Origin of the sequence: Ammoniphilus sp. CFH 90114, from assembly GCF_004123195.1 — a bacterium.
Taxonomy (GTDB): domain Bacteria; phylum Bacillota; class Bacilli; order Aneurinibacillales; family RAOX-1; genus YIM-78166.
Genome location: NZ_SDLI01000010.1, coordinates 86137 through 101885 on the forward strand (window position 1 = coordinate 86137; position 15749 = coordinate 101885).

Below are 15749 nucleotides of genomic sequence, written 5' to 3' on the forward strand. Positions count from 1 at the left end.
CTGACCCCATTCTTCTAAATCAACTTCCTACTGATTCTTTAACCGATTGATCTCCAACTCGTTCTGTGCGGACTTCAGGTAGGTGAACTCAACATCCTTCTTCAGTGCATAAAACTCTTCCTTCGTAACCATATTGGTCTCAATGCGGGTAACTCTCTCTTCTAGTTGATCCAATCTTGCTTCTGTTTGATCAAACCTCTCATTCATTTCTGAACGTAGAGACTTCACCTCTGTGTGCAAACCATCCACTTCTGTACGCAGTGTTCCTACATCTGTGCGCAGCCCTTCCACTTCTGTACGCAATGTACCTACTTCCGCGCGCAGTCCATCAACCTCTGTACTCAGAGAATCCATCCTCGTACTCAATGACTCCATCCCCGAGTTAAGAGATTTAACCTCTGAACCCAGGATCTGCATCCCCTCCAAAATCTTTTGCAGCATCACTTTTGTTTCATCCATCCTCATCCCCCCTTGTCCTTATCATAGCACAAACACGGCCTTGACACGAATGTTTGTTCGCAAATAAAGCTACTACAACTTCAATCTCTTAAAGATGCTCTCCGGAATCATCTTGATGATTAACATGATAAGCGCCCAAAACGAAGGGGCATAGAGGGAATGTTTGCCCTTAGCAAGGGATTTGGAGATCGCACGGGCAATGGCTTGCGGCTGGGCAACAAGGAACATACCTTGCTGGCCAAAGGTCATTTTTGTATCGACAAATCCCGGTTTGACCGTGAGAACTTGAACGCCTGAAGGAAACAAGCGGTTACGAAGTCCTTGCAGATACACCGTAAGGGCTCCTTTGGTAGAGCCGTAGATATAGTTGCTTTGTCGTCCGCGGTCTCCAGCTACAGAGGAGATGACACAGATAAAGCCTTTTTTCTGCTGCTCCATATAATCGGCCACCCGCTCAAGCAGGGAGACAGTGGAGACATAGTTAATCTCCATCATCTTTCTCGCTTCAGCGAAGTTCTCTTGAGCCTCCTCCTGGCTTGTCATGTAACCGTAGGCGAGAACGACGCCATCGAGGGTTACATTCTTCGTACAGGCGGCAATAAAGTCCGCGTGCGATTCATAGTCCAAAGCATCAAAGTAAGCTGGTGTCACTTCAACTTGATGACGAATCTGAAGGTCTTGGGCCATGGCTTCTAGCTCGGATACGTCGCGACCAGCTAGGATGAGGTTAGTCTTTTCTTTTGCAAAATGATGAGCGATCGCCTGGGCTATGCCCGATGTAGCTCCTAGGATAAGAATCTTCTTCATCTACTTATCCTCCGTTAAATGTAGTCTTCTGGCCATTGAGGAGGAGAACAGGTGATGAGGATCGACTTTCTCCTTGAGCTCACGAAACCTTTCCCACTCCGGATACATGGTCCGAAAGGTGTCCGGAGACATAAGCGCATCCTTTGCCAGGTACAGGACACCGCCATAGTGGAGGACGATTTGGTCTAGTTCATGGATAAAGGAAATGAACTCCGCCCCGCCGCGAACAGGAATATCCAGCGCTAGCGTATAGCCTGGTCGGGGGAAAGAAAGCCAACCGTTGCCGCGAGCCCCGAAGCTCTTAAGAACAGCCAGGAAAGAGGACTTTTTCGCTTGGCTCAGCCTTTCTAGCACCTCGGTCAAGCCTTCCCGACTGGTCTCTGGGGGAAATACCATCTGATATTGAATGAACCCCTTCGCTCCATACATTCGATTCCAATTGTCGATCGCGTCGAGCGGATAGAAGAAGGAGTCATAATCGACGGTCACGAGGCTGTCATCTTTAAATTTTCCATAATATAAGGCATTGAAGGCCCCAATAGATAAAGGATTGAGAACCAAGGATGGAAGGTTGAACGGCATGTTCAGCTTCTTCTTTTTCCGGATAGAAAGCGGATCTCCACCTGTAGCAGGAAGGGAGTCTCTTCCCGCGTGCTTGCCCAGCATGAGGACGGAGCGTCCCATGGACCTGCCTGTTGCTAAGCAATCAATCCAAGCCACGGAGTAAGGATATTGGTCGCCAGTTTCAGCCAACTTGTCCAGTGCCTCGTCTAAGTTCGCCGCCTTCTTGTAATCGACTTCAATATAAGCAGATTCCACGGAAATAAGCCTCAAACGTGCTGTCAAAATGATTCCCGTTAACCCAATTCCGCCAACGGTCGCCCAAAACAAGTCTGCATTTTCCTCACGCGAACAGGTCCACAATTCTCCGGACGCGGTCATCAGCGTGAAGTCCAGAAGATGATCAGAAATCGCTCCGTCCTGATGGTGGTTTTTCCCATGTACATCGTTGGCAATCGCTCCACCCAGGGTGACATACTTGGTTCCTGGTGTAACCGGGAGGAAATAGCCGCGCGGCAGAAAAACCTCAATGATCTCCTCTAAGGAAACGCCAGCTTCACACTCGACAACACCCGTATCGGGATCAAAGGAAAGGAACCGATTAAACTTCGTATGAAGGATGACTCCTTCTCTGCGATTCAAAGCCGTGTCACCGTAGCTGCGCCCGAGTCCACGTGAGATATAGTTGGTTTTTGCACCGGACGCTAGTAAACTCTTAAGTTCAGTTGTTTTTTCCGGTCGGTATAAAAAGGCCTTTTCCTTCGGATAATTGCCCCACCCTGCGATGTCTTTCTTCCATGCTTTCATCCTATGATCGCTCCTACATAACCTAATAACGTTCCTAACACAAGTCCACCTAAAACCTCTATCTTCGTATGTCCTTGCGATTCACGCAGCGCTTTCGCCGGCGCAGCCAGCACATTGATGTGCTTCGCGTGCTCTCCAAGGGCTCTGCGAATGCCTGTAGCATCGATAATGGTAATCATGAGAAAAGCAACTCCTAAAGAAAAAAGAGGGGTGTCGAACCCTTCCTTAAACCCGATTAACATCACGGCTGAGCTGACCACAGCGGTATGCGTGCTGGGAAAACCTCCGTTCCCGATGCGACTTTTGGCTTCTTTCCCAAAACGAACATAATGAATCGCAAATTTCAAACATCCCGAGCAGAGCCAGGCGATGACAGGCATAAGAGGATAAATAGTACTCATAGGCTCTTCCCTTCTATTCTTAATAATTTTCGACTGCTTACGATCAGAGTCGCTACACCTAAAAATACGCCGAACCATAAAGTTCCAAATCTCCCTAGCAGGGTAGCAGCAACCGCATCGCCTTTTTCCACTCCTAAGGTCATTAAGATGCCTACCATGCTCGTTTCAGCGGCACCTAATCCTCCTGGCAGCATGGAGATGGCTCCCGCAATGGAAGAAAAGGAGAACGAGAAAACGGCATCCAACAGTCCTAAGGAAATGCCCAATCCTTTAAAAACCCAATACAAGGAAATGCATTCCAAAAACCAAGACACCACACTAATCAGGGTTGCTAAACTAAGGATCCGCCAATGAAATAAAGTATAAGAGCTCTCGTAGAACACCTCGAGTTTTTCCGCTAGTTTTAGAAGCTTCTTCACCTGTTTCAGCTTACTGAGCATCCACAACGTCAATCCCCTAGATTGAATGATCAATATGAGGGCCAGCAAGAAAAGAAGCGTCCCTCCGAGCACATAATATCCATAGGAAAATCGGCTCACGCCAATCGAAGCCAGGAGGACCATGGCCAACAGGTCCGTCGATCGCTCAGCTAACACAATAGGAGCAGTTCGTGCGATGTCGATTTGGTGCATTCTTTTCAGCAAAAAGGACTTCAGGACTTCCCCCGCTTTTCCCGGCGTAATGGACATCGAAAAACCACTTAAAAAGACGAGAACACTATCCTTTAAGGAGAGGTAAACGCCAATACTTCGAATATATAATTGCCATTTCGCGAAGCGAAAAAGATATCCTACAAAAGTAAACGAAAAAATAAGCAATAGATAAGGCCAGCCCAGCTTGGAGAAGCTGCTCCCCAAAGCGCTGACATCTCCCCAGACCGCAATCCCAATCATCACGAGCAATCCAAAGAAAAAGCCAATCCATACTCTTTTTATCAACCGTTCTAGATCCATGGGCCTTCCTTTTATTGAAAGTAAATTTTAATAATCATGACCGATAAACCAAATAATACGACTGTACCCAAGATATGCTTGTCATCGAGCAATACTTTTTCCGGGCTGCCTCCGCCTTCCTTCATATGCACTAAATAAAGATAACGAAAAATTCCATACAGTACAAAGGGAATTGTCCACATCATATAGGTGTTCGGACCCGTTGTGGCCGCATATAAAGAATAGCTCATAATCGTGGCAGATGTCACGATGGAGATCATCTGATCGAGTAAGCCTGTAGAATAATGCTCCAGCACTCTCCGCTGTTTGAGCTTGTCCCCGCTAAACAGCTCCAGCTCATGCCTTCTCTTGCTCAGGGCAAGGAATAACGCCAGAAGCATCGTGCACAGAATAAACCAAGCCGTCATATGTACTTCGATGACAATCGCTCCAGAAAAACCGCGCAACACAAATCCCAAGGCAATAATCATCACATCGACGATGACGACATGCTTAAGGGATATAGAATAAAAAACATTTACAACAAAATAAATGATGAGGACTGCTGCAAAGAGCGGCTCGACCAAGTAAGCTATAAGGAGAGAAGACAATAGAAGAAACACTCCGATGAATATCGCAGTCCTTATACTTAGAGCACCCGAAGCGATCGGCCGTTTCGATTTCTCGGGATGAAGCCGATCCTTCTCCACATCCATAATGTCGTTTAGGATATATACGGTACTTGCTGTAAAACAAAAGCAGATAAAGGCGAGCAGAGTCACAGTTACCGCTTGAATATCAATAAATTTTTCGGCAAAAACAGGGGCGGCGAAAACGAGCAGATTCTTCGTCCATTGCTTTGGCCTTAGTTGTTGGATGATCGCTTTCAGGTTTCTTACTCCTTTCAGTTTTGTAGACATTATTGTGATTGTAGCATAATTTTTCTATACGGCAAAAGAAAAGAAGAAGCTCTTCTGTCAAAAAGAGCTTCTCCCTATTAATTAGTTTACAATATTTACTTTTACCGTATACTCAGTAACCTTAGAAGCATCCTTTGTATTGGTTAACTTCACTTTAATGATCATTGTTCCATCAACGAATGGAGCAAAATTTCCGGCTGCTACCCCGCCATCAAATCCAGTCAAACCAAACATCTCTAAAAGGTTGATACGCTCAGAACCAGCTGGCATCGTTTCCTTTAACTCAGGACGATATATCCTGATCAAATCCAAAATACTGGTGGTTCCGTCTTTTCTTAAGACATCTACAATTTCTACTTCACTTTCGGTATTCAAATTTAGATTTAGATATTCAATTTTGGTGGTCTTGCTTACATCAAAATGGGTACCATCATCGGAAGAAGCTCCTGGGACAGAGAAGGTTGCAGAAGGAGTGACCTGTTCCACAACTCCAGAGCCTGGTGCTCCGCCACCGCCTCCTCCACCGCCGCCTGCAGGAACCTGAGCTTGAGTTGCCTTAGCTTCCACTCCAGCAATGAATGCCGTTATCGCTTCAGCAAGGTTCAAGGTGCCTGGCTGCTGTTCCACCGTAACGCCATTCACCTCGATGTTAGCTTTATCGATGGACCCTTTCCCAGTAACTTTTACAGGAGCTTTAATTGTTAAGTTTGCTACATTAGTCTGTTCAGCAAGGTTTATTAGCGACCCTTTGGCTGCTTCATTCACTGTGAAATTCGTCACTGAACCCTTTACTAGATCTAGGCTGATATTAGATGCATTGAGAACCAGCACCTCGAATGTCCCATTAAGCGTGACAACAGATTGAGCGACAACCTTATCGCTGATGGTTACTTGTGTAAACCCTCCTGCTGATAGCTCTGCCTCTTCTAGTTTGGCACCCGACTCAAGGGTAACGTTTTCGATATTCGTTTTTCCCTTAGCAAGAAGACGCACGGCACCATTCTTTTTGTTAACGGTCACGTTCTCCAAGAGAGAATCTATCAGCGTAATACTGTTAGCTCCGCCACCCTGAACAAGAACATTTCCTTGAACGGTTACGTTTTGCAACACGACTTCTCCTTCACCTATACCCTCAGCTAAATAAAGGTCCCCTTTAACCACAAGGTTTTGCAGGGTTACTCCTGCCTTAGTAACGGATACATCGCCATTCACTGTTTCAGAGCCAGTCTGCGGTCCATAGGTTCCCGCCTCATCATAGGTGACATTTGTATTAGTTTTTACTAATACTAATCCTTGAAGGGTTGCAATGGCTTCTGCACGGGTAATAGACCTTGTTGGCTGGAAGGTTTGATCCGGGTATCCCTTCATAAATCCTTGTGCAACCACAGCTTGAATTACGTTTTTACTCCAAGTTGGAGTCTTGGAATCATCCTGAAAACGATCTATATTATTGAGGCTTACTGATGTATCAAGTTTCGCCATCTTAGCAATCATGGCAGCTACTTCTTGACGCGTGACAGGGTTTTGCGGGCGAATAGTCCCATCATTGTATCCGGAAATATACCCGGCAGCATGAGCCTTGCTTACCTCATCCTTAAACCATGCAGAGGCTGAGACATCGCCAAATGATTGCGTAGACTTTTCCGAGTATCCAAGGGCCTTATTGGCAAGCGTCATGAATTCCGCCCGGGTAATACTGTTATTCGGCTTGAAGGTCTGATCCTTATACCCGCTGGCTAATCCTTGATTTATCCATTGTTCAATCGTACTTTGTGCCCAGTGTCCTTGAATATCGGTTAATGCCTTGCTCTCCGCTGACACTGACGAAGAATATCCTGGAACAAGCAGGCTCAAGCTCAACAAGAAGCCGCTCGCTAACGATAAATGCTTATAACTTCTTTTCTTCATCACATTATCCCCCTGGTATGTATTCATTAAAACAGAACGCTACTCCTATTCTCTCATCCTATCATAATGGCAATAATCTACTATATCAAACTCTTTCTAATTGGCAAATTAAACCATGCAATTAAAACCTATTAGATACACTTCCCAACGGCTGACATCGTCAGTCGATCCTTTTATTAAGCTTTTAGGAAAAATTACTCTCCAAGGTTTTGCACAACCTGAGTCAACCCGAAGAGGATCTATACGAAAGGAACCTGTAGCCACCGTTTGCCCACTTTCATTCTTCAAGCCAACGGTCATTTCTTGCAAGCTAAGACTACTCTTTCTATGATTTCGGATAAAGAGCAAGACACTGAGTGCATCATCACTTACTTTCTTCAGTTCAATGCCTACGATATCCACCTTACCCTTCATTAGAGGGGGAGAATCTATTAAACGCTTACTTAGAGCCTCCTTAGCTTTATCAGAAAGGTGATCTTTCCAACTTTCGTCAATTTGCAATTTTAATTTGTGAGCAGGTTCGTCATAGAAGATTATTCTCCAGCGTTCTAAAGAGGCATGATAATTAATCACATTTTCTTCTAGGAATACAAAGCGCCACGGGCGATCCGAAAAAGGAGGAATCTCCCCAAGATCACCTAGTAGAAAAGCTTGCTTAGCAACGATCGTATCATCCGCCCCGACAATAGCTAAGGTAATCTTTTCGAATCGTACTGGACGCTTAAGACGGTTGCGAATAAATCCATGAACAGCAAGACCATTGGGATGGGCCTCCAACTGATAGCCTGCAATAGCGACATTTCCAGGTTGGACTTCGGGTAGTGAAACATGTGTATAGCTTAGTATGTATCTCTGTTCATCGTCCATTGCCTTTTCCCAAGTTTCGTGAAGAGAAAGCTTTCCCGTCTGAGAACATACCTCTTTCTTTTCCTCGTTCATGATAACCATGTTTAGTTGTTGAACTTCCCCTTCAGAAAGCATTGACTCTTCTGATGTGTCCTTTGGAATGAAATTAAAAAGCTTCTTGAGCCTTAAAAGCACGCTTTTTCTCCTTTCAGGGTTTTCTCTAGCATACCTTATCCCCTTGGTTAAGAGAAGAGCCAACCTCTCGGTTGGCTCTGAATACAATTATTCAACTACTTCCTCTTCACTTATCACAAGTACCTCTTCAGAATCCGCATCATCTTCAGGAACTGCGATTAAGGATGGATCAAGCTGTTCTTCCGATTGGATAGGTTCCTGTAAAGGTTCTCCTGTTGTTTCAGGTTGGGACTCACCCTCGGTAGGTACTTCTGTTCCCTCTTCTACAGGCTCAGGCAGCACCTCTCCTTCAGCAGGAGTTTCCGTCCCCTCTTCAGTAGGCTCAGGTTCTACCTCACCTTCAGCAGGGGCTTCCGTTCCCTCGTCTACAGGCTCAGGCAGCACCTCTCCTTCAGCAGGAGTTTCCGTCCCCTCTTCAGTAGGCGTCTGGTCCTGTGGAGCACCCTCTTGGTCTGCTTCAGGTTGTTGTACTTCCCCTGTTGCTGGAGCCGTTCCGATTGTTCCATCAAGTCCATGAAGCGGATCTAACGGCTGTTCTTCAGGTTCAATGTATCCGGTAATAGCCCTCTTAAGAACCTTCAAGCTCGATTCGATTTTATCTTTAAGCTCCATCTGCTCAGAATCATCATACAACCATTGTTGAAGTCCATTTATTAATTGATTGAGGTCGTTTCGATCAAGACCATAGAAGCTATCGGCTGTCCCTAACGTTGCAGAGAACGCAGCCTCGAAGCTCTGAGCATCGAATGTCCCTTGATTCTTAACGTTCTTCACAAAATCAGTCAAGAAATAAAGAGCATCGGTAGCATTTAAATTGTGGGCTTCTAGCATTGGAACATACTTATCTATAATGGTGGTTTGCAAGTCTACCACATCTTGAATCGTCATAATCTGACCGGCCAATAGAAGAAGCTCTGCTGTCAGATTCACTTGATCATCCGCTCTAATCGGTCCATCAGAAAGGTCTACCTTATCCCTAACAATCTGAATTAATTCTTCACGAAGGGCGGTATCATTACGGAAGATGTCATTGAGATCCCGAATTTGTTGTTTCTCCTCAGATGACAAGTCTGACTTCAGCATCTCTGCAAATTCAACAAGGTCCTGGTAAAGACCGTTCCAGTCAGCCATTATAGTATACTTCTCTTGCATTACTCTGCTTACATTTCCAGCTGCATCGACAGCAATGGCCCGAAGCAACGTATTGCGTTCTATTATAATTGGATGGCTGTAAACTAAGGACTCCATAGTTGGTTCCGAACCATCTAGCGTGTAATAAATTGCTGCTCCTGGTTCAGTGCTAAGTTCCACGGTAACTGAGCCCGTATAAGTCGCCCCTGGCTTACTAAACTCTACGCCATGCGGTGGAGTTGTATCCTCACCACTCATGTAGTCATATATAGCACGCTTAACTACCGCCCAGCTGGTTAATATCTCAGTTTTAATTTCACTGTCTTGAGAACTATCGTACACCCAATCCTTAAGGCCTGCTATCAAGCCGGAAACGTCATTTCTATCTAAGCCATAGAAGTTCTCGTCTTCCCCAAGTGACTTAATAAATGCCTCTTCAAAAACTATAGAAGAAAGCTCGTCAACCTGGACTAAACTCTTTAGATTACTATAGAAATCAGCAGCAAATTGAACCGCTTCAGCCGGATTGACGCCATGCTGGTCAAAGATTGGCAAGTAATAATTCATGACTCTAGCTTGCAATGCTGGGACATCCTCAACAGTTAAAATCTCACCTGCCAGCTGGACTAATGCTGCCGTTACATCAACCGCTGCATTCGGCTCGACTGGACCATCCGTTAGATCTACACGCTCCCAAACGATCTTCGTAATAGCCTGACGTAAAATAGAATCGGTCCGGAACATCTCGTTCAATTCACGAACTTGAGACTTTTCCTCACTGGTTAAGTCCTGCTGGAGCTTCATAGCATAATGCTCTAAATCGGTATATAGTCCATCCCAATTATGCAACATGACATATCTAGCTTCAGCTACTTCACTGCTGTTTCCTGCAGCGTCTACGGCAATCGCATTAATTATTGTGCTATCTGAAATCATAATAGCATCTGTATAAACCATGGAGCTCTTCGTTGGCACCGTTCCGTCTAACGTATAGTAAATGGTAGCTCCTGGCTCTGCAAATAATTTAACAGAGAATGGCTTGGAGAAATATCCCCCTCCAACACTGAAGGTTACATAGTCAGGCGGATAGATATCCCCACCCTTAACAAATTCCTCAAACACGGATTTTACAATCACCCAAGTCAAGCGAATATCCTGCTTAAGTTCCTGGTGCTCCGACTCATCTTCAGCCCATGTCCGCAAACTGAGAGCAAGGTTATGAACATCATCAGCACCTAATCCGTGGAAATGCTGAGCGCCTCCAAGCGCCGCAGAATAAGCACGAGAGATAGCATCAATGGTTAAACTATCAGCAATCACTTCTTGTTGAATTTGCTCATATAATCTCGTGATTAGAACCAGGGCATCCAATGCATTCACGCCCTGCTGTTCTAGCATCGGAATGTAATGATGGTTGATTCTACCCTTTAACTCATCCACATTCTGTACTGTCATGATCTCGCCGATGAGAAGAACGAGTTCTGTCGCCATGGCTTCACGGTTCTCTAGGTTAACCTGCGTGTCTTCACTTTCGCTCAGGTCAACACTGTCTTTCACCAATTGCAGTAGCTCTGCCCTAAGGATAGGATCAGACTTAAAAGTTTCATTCAGGTCTGCAATTCTCTGCTTTTGCTCTGGAGTCAAGCCATTCATCTTGGCTACAAAGTTCTTTAAATCAGCAAAAAGTTCTGACCAGTCACCCGTAATAATGTATTGTGCTTCAACCATCTCACTCATATTGCCTTGAGCATCCACGGCAATGGCCTTGATAGTTAAGCTTCGATCGACTCTAATCGGTCCTGTATAGAGTGTTGCCGTTTCAGGTACTGGATCAGTACCGTCAAGCGTGTAGTAAATAGTTGCTCCTTCAGCGGCTATCAAGGATACTTCTTGAGCTGACTCATACACACCCTCAGCCAAACCAAAGCTAACAGGAACGACTTCAGGAATGACAACCTCCATCTCCTTAAATAGCTCTCCGTCCGCTGTATAAATCTTTACCACATAACTGCCTGGTACCAATGGTTGGGTTTGATAAGAGAATTGGTCATCCGTTACTGTAACCTCTTTATCTACAACCAATGAATCCGCGGATAGTTCAAATACTTTAATTGTCACTTTATCCGTATTTTGAGCTGTACCCGTAATCGCAAGGCTCTTATCCGGTCGCACTTCGACTTGTGCTCCCATTTGATCAATAAAGGCATGCATCTGGTAAGTAGAAGTCGCAGACGGTGTACGAGCATTGCGTAACTCAATTTCGAATGTGACCTTACCTGATTCCCCATTATTGATAATGCTGGAGAAGAAACGAGCCGAAACATTATCCATCGTGATTGGCAGGAAGCTTAACAGATCAATCGATTGCGATCCCTTGTCATATTCCCCCATGTAAACCGGTAAGGTAAGCAAGGAACTTGTATATAAATTCCCATGCTTGTCATAGATTCCTTTAAGATAAACATCAGACTTCGCACTTAAGTTCAAATCAATGAACTTGATTTTTGCAGCGCCCGGTACGTAACCGACAAGTTGATTACCTGTTAGGCTAAACGGAACACTACCAAGCTTCACATTATTAATAGTAGGGTTGCTGGTAAACTCCTTCTCAGCCTCTTCCACTTGTGCTTTCTTCTGTTCAATTTTAGCTAGTAACTCATTACGCTTGCCCTCATGATTCACTAGATACGTCTTTTCAATTACTATTTTTACTAACTGCTTAGCCGATTGAATATCAGCTAAAGTATGCAATGGCAAGGCTACATATGTTTCAACTGCTTGATTGGCCACATCATATCGCTCAATATCTTTCAACACAACATCGATAGCTTGTTTTGCTGTAGCTAAACGAGTAAGAAGGTCGGCTTTTTCAGGTACGTTATCAGCAATCCTAGCTACATCCACTTCTGCTTGATTGAATAGCAATAATGCTCTGCTGCGATTTTCTTCATCCCATAAATCTAGTGCAATCGCTTCTTCAAGGGCCTCTACCTTAACTGTCGCAATATCAAGTGCTGGCAATTGCGCTTCGCGCTCTTTCACTCTTGTATCTTGTGCTACAATTCTTTGCATCAAGAATTCATACTTCGTTGGGTTAGTTACTTTGGTCACTGCGCTGTGGGCATCCAATCCAAGCAGCATTGCAACCTTCAGATCAGCAACAGTCACCAATGCCGCCTCTTCATAGGCAACAACTGCATGCTCTGCTGCCTGCTCGACAGCCTCCATGTCATTCCATGCAACACTAAGCTTAGCTTTGGCTATAGCAATGATCTCGCTGAGCTCTATCTTCGTTGGACTATCTGCAAGTTGGTTTACTGCTTCAACTGCCAACTCGTAAGCATTTATAGCTTCTATTAAGTTTTGATATTCTTTCAGGTCCTTGGCTACAGCTTGCTCTAACTGAGCAACCATGGCGTATGCATATTGAAGGAGATTGAATGCTTCTCTCGCTGCTTTAATCTTTTGCTCAGCTTCCTCAACTTTCACGAGCAAGGCTTGTTTATCTGGACTATCTAGCAACTGTTCAACAGCGTGCTTGGCCGTTACTAGAGCAGATTCTGCCGCAAGTAGATTTGACTCTACGGATAAATCCTTATCGGCTGCTGCTTCTAAGTTTTCTACACTTAACTTCGCTGCTCCACCGCGAACAAAATCTTGGAATTCCCGCTTGGCAACTTCCCAGCTTCCCTTGATCTTTTCTTTAACGGTCGCATCTTGTGTAGAATCATGAAGCCAGGATTTCAGCCCATCTACCACACCTTCCATATCATGGCGATCCAGACCATAGAAATGACTACTCGTTCCAAGCGTTTTGTCAAATGCTGATTGCATAGCTTGTGAAGCAAGCGGCTGACTCTTAACCTCGTGCTGTAGATGCGAGTAATAAGCACTAATGAACTCTAAGGCATCCGTAGAATTCACGCCGTGAGCATCTAGCATAGGAATATAGTGATTGAAGATCCTTGCCTGAAGATTTTCTAAATCTTGTACCGTCATGATTTCGCCAGCAAGCAAGATTAATTCCGTTGTCAAGTCAATTGCATCATCACTTCTGACCGGACCTTCTGATAGATCAACTCGACTCCTAACAATTTCAACAACTGCATTACGCAAGGTTGCGTCCTGAGTAAAGATCTGGTTGAGCTCACGAATTTGTGTTTTCTCCGCCTCGGTTAAATCCCTGCTTAACTTGGTCGCAAATTGTTGCAAGGTCGTATATAAGGATGTCCAATCCCCTGTGATAACGTAGCGTGCTTCTTGTACAGAACTTTGTTTCCAAACATCATTAACGGCAATGGCCTTAATCGTAGTGCTGTAGCTTACATGAATTGGTCCGCTGTACACTCTCGTATTCGGTTGACCTGGTACAGGATCAAGTCCATCCGTTGTATAATAGATGGTGGTTCCTGATTGAGCTTCTAGGACGACATCAAGAGCGTTTTTATATGCGCCCCCCGGTGTCTTGAAAACAACTGGGTTCGGTGGAAGAACGATATCCTTAATGATATACTCTGCCGTTCTTACTTCACTGATAAATCCGTTAACATCTACGGCGATAGCCTTAAGAGTTGCCGACTGACCAATTGTGATCGGACCAGAATACTTATTTTTAGGATCAATCGTAGGCGTTGTACCGTCCAATGTATAGTAGATAACAGCTTCTGGCTCGGAAGACAAGGTTACCACTTTAGGCTGTGAATACTCTCCCCCTGGAACACTGAAACTAACCGGCTTTACGGGTTCAACGACTACCGTACTTGCATTTTGGATTTCGATTTCATTGCCTTTTGGATCATAGACCTTGACAGTATAAGACCCTGGTTGTAAAGCCTGAGGGGTTGTGTATGTGAACATCTTGTCCACTACATCTATTTCCTCATTGTATACCGGAGTGTTAGAATCTAGCTTATTAAAGATTTTTACGGTAACTTTGTTTAGACTCTCAGCGGCACCGTCTACCGTTACCTTACGGTTAGGATGAACAGTTACCGAACCACCTGTCTCGCCCACATGAAGATCCAAAACATAAGTCGATGTCTTACTGCTATTTTTAGAGTTTTGCAGCTTTACCTCAAAAGAAATCTTTCCTGGTGTGGGGCTGCCCAACCCTCCATTAACCGCATCCCTCAAGACACTAATTGGTGAGTTTTCCAACGTTTTTAGTGAGTTAGGGAGCATCTTAGCTAAATTGATGCTTTGTTCTCCATCTCCATACTCCCCCATATTTCTCGGAAAGACAGGAGGATCCATATCTTTAAATGGTGACTCGCCCGCTGCATTCAAAATATCCGTGAGGAAGACCTTAGAGCCAACATTCAGATCTACATTCAGGTCCATGTTTTTGATAATCATTGAACCAGGAATGAATACCTTCAGGTGTTTTTCACCAATAGGAGAGAAATTAATACCAGCTAACTTCGCGTTGCTTACAGTTGGGGCCACATTTCCCAAAGCAAGTTCAGCTTTAGCAGTTTCAACAACCACTTTATGTGCGTTTACTCTTGCTAGAAGCTCCGTTTTCTTGCTTTCGTTCTGAACCAATTCAATTTTGGTTCTAGCGTTACTTTCTAGCTGTTCCGCTAGAGAGATTTCCGATAACGTCGTCAGGGGTGCCGATTCATAAGCATCAACAGCTGCTTCAGCAACGGCAATATTTTTGGCTTCATCAAAAGCTATTCTCGCATGGTGTATCGTTTGTGCCGCTACATTGATTCGAGCTTCCAGTTCTTCTCGTTTCGCCTGATCATTCACGCGGGATACAGCTTCCCTTGCCGGAGGAATCTTTGCTTCTGCCGCTAAGAGGTTGGCCTCCACGCCCAAATACTTAGAAGCCGCTTCTTCTAATGCAGTCACAGCTGCTTCTGCTAGCTTCACATAATCAAACTTCGTTTTTGCTTCTTCAACTAATTTCTTCTGCTCTTCGATTCGATGTATTAGCTTAGCTTTTATTGTTTCATTATGGATCAGGTCGACCTTCGCTCTCGCTACTACCTCAAGAGCCTCAGCTTCAGCAATCTCCTCCACCGTCGTTAAAGGAGCTTTCTCATAGTTAATAACAGCGACTTCAGCAGCTTTGATATGAACTAATTCTTGCTTTGCTCCTTCTACAGCTTTCTTACGCGCTTCAATCCGATCGATGAGAGCTTGTTTCTCGGGGCCGGTTGAAATAAGTCCAACTTTTACCCTTGCCAAAGCCTCAAGCTTCTCTGCCTGTAGAATATCTGCATCCGTGGCGATAGGTGCCGTCTCATAAGCTTGAACAGCCTTCGTAGCTTCAACGATGAGATCTGCTTGAGTTTTAGTCAAATCGATGACATTGCTTCCTTCAACATGCCACTTCTTCACTTCAATTGCTTTCAGCTCTTGACCTGTCAGTGGCGTTGCCTTCATAAGATCATTTAAGCTCTTAATATTTCCTTCAAGTTCAACCCAGCTGCCATTAAAGGATTTAAAATAAGCCTTCTTACCGTTCTGTACGTTTTCTTTCTTATAACCGGAAGTATCATCTAATTGAAATAATTCATCACCAATAAGCAGTGAGTTAGGCTTCACCAAATGATCGATTTCATCAACGCTTGCAGCTAGAGCCACAGGGGCTATTCCAGCGATGACCGTCCCAACTGCCACATTAGACAATACATTTTTAACTAGTGGTGATTTTTTATCCCTTTTTCGTTTTTGCAATCTCCCCATTGAACAACCTCCTAAATTGTGGAGAATCAAATTAATATACAATAGAACAAAATCTAGTAAATAGCTAAGCGATAATCGTCTTTCGC

9 protein-coding genes are annotated in these 15749 nt (G+C 44.5%); all 9 read right to left on the minus strand.

The features are described from left to right. Positions 1-27: 27 nt before the first annotated feature. Positions 28-459: a hypothetical protein gene (locus EIZ39_RS20080; RefSeq protein ID WP_129202162.1), complete on the minus strand. Its 432-nt coding sequence runs from the start codon at positions 457-459 to the stop codon at positions 28-30. 72 nt (positions 460-531) lie between these two features. Beyond that, a complete protein-coding gene (locus tag EIZ39_RS20085) occupies positions 532-1266 on the minus strand; it encodes an SDR family oxidoreductase (RefSeq protein WP_129202164.1) in 735 nt (244 codons plus the stop codon). Further along, positions 1267-2634, minus strand: coding sequence for an FAD-binding oxidoreductase (locus EIZ39_RS20090; RefSeq protein WP_129202166.1), 1368 nt, complete (start codon positions 2632-2634; stop codon positions 1267-1269). Further along, positions 2631-3035 (minus strand): divergent PAP2 family protein, encoded by a 405-nt coding sequence (locus EIZ39_RS20095; RefSeq protein ID WP_129202168.1) that lies wholly within the window; start codon positions 3033-3035, stop codon positions 2631-2633. Before EIZ39_RS20095 ends, EIZ39_RS20090 begins: the two co-directional genes overlap by 4 nt. Beyond that, the gene (locus EIZ39_RS20100) at positions 3032-3988 is read right to left on the minus strand and encodes a lysylphosphatidylglycerol synthase transmembrane domain-containing protein (protein ID WP_129202170.1); all 957 of its coding nucleotides are present in this window, start codon (positions 3986-3988) and stop codon (positions 3032-3034) included. The genes EIZ39_RS20095 and EIZ39_RS20100 overlap by 4 nt, the downstream gene beginning before the upstream one ends. A gap of 11 nt (positions 3989-3999) precedes the next feature. After that, positions 4000-4887 (minus strand): decaprenyl-phosphate phosphoribosyltransferase, encoded by an 888-nt coding sequence (locus EIZ39_RS20105; protein WP_129202172.1) that lies wholly within the window; start codon positions 4885-4887, stop codon positions 4000-4002. An 81-nt stretch (positions 4888-4968) separates the two neighbouring features. Continuing rightward, positions 4969-6795 (minus strand): S-layer homology domain-containing protein, encoded by a 1827-nt coding sequence (locus tag EIZ39_RS20110; protein ID WP_164985195.1) that lies wholly within the window; start codon positions 6793-6795, stop codon positions 4969-4971. Positions 6796-6903: 108 nt separating this feature from the next. Next, positions 6904-7836, minus strand: a complete 933-nt coding sequence (locus tag EIZ39_RS20115) for an SLAP domain-containing protein (protein ID WP_129202176.1) — start codon at positions 7834-7836, stop codon at positions 6904-6906. Positions 7837-7923: 87 nt separating this feature from the next. Beyond that, entirely contained in the window at positions 7924-15663 is a 7740-nt protein-coding gene (locus tag EIZ39_RS27380; RefSeq protein WP_240675886.1) for a chitobiase/beta-hexosaminidase C-terminal domain-containing protein, read from the minus strand. Positions 15664-15749 lie beyond the last annotated feature (86 nt).

Coding starts and splice junctions, on each gene's coding strand:
- EIZ39_RS20080 (WP_129202162.1), bottom strand. CDS start 459: ATGGATGAAACAAAAGTGATGCTGCAAAAGATTTTGGAGGGGATGCAG.
- EIZ39_RS20085 (WP_129202164.1), bottom strand. CDS start 1,266: ATGAAGAAGATTCTTATCCTAGGAGCTACATCGGGCATAGCCCAGGCG.
- EIZ39_RS20090 (WP_129202166.1), bottom strand. CDS start 2,634: ATGAAAGCATGGAAGAAAGACATCGCAGGGTGGGGCAATTATCCGAAG.
- EIZ39_RS20095 (WP_129202168.1), bottom strand. CDS start 3,035: ATGAGTACTATTTATCCTCTTATGCCTGTCATCGCCTGGCTCTGCTCG.
- EIZ39_RS20100 (WP_129202170.1), bottom strand. CDS start 3,988: ATGGATCTAGAACGGTTGATAAAAAGAGTATGGATTGGCTTTTTCTTT.
- EIZ39_RS20105 (WP_129202172.1), bottom strand. CDS start 4,887: ATGTCTACAAAACTGAAAGGAGTAAGAAACCTGAAAGCGATCATCCAA.
- EIZ39_RS20110 (WP_164985195.1), bottom strand. CDS start 6,795: ATGAAGAAAAGAAGTTATAAGCATTTATCGTTAGCGAGCGGCTTCTTG.
- EIZ39_RS27380 (WP_240675886.1), bottom strand. CDS start 15,663: ATGGGGAGATTGCAAAAACGAAAAAGGGATAAAAAATCACCACTAGTT.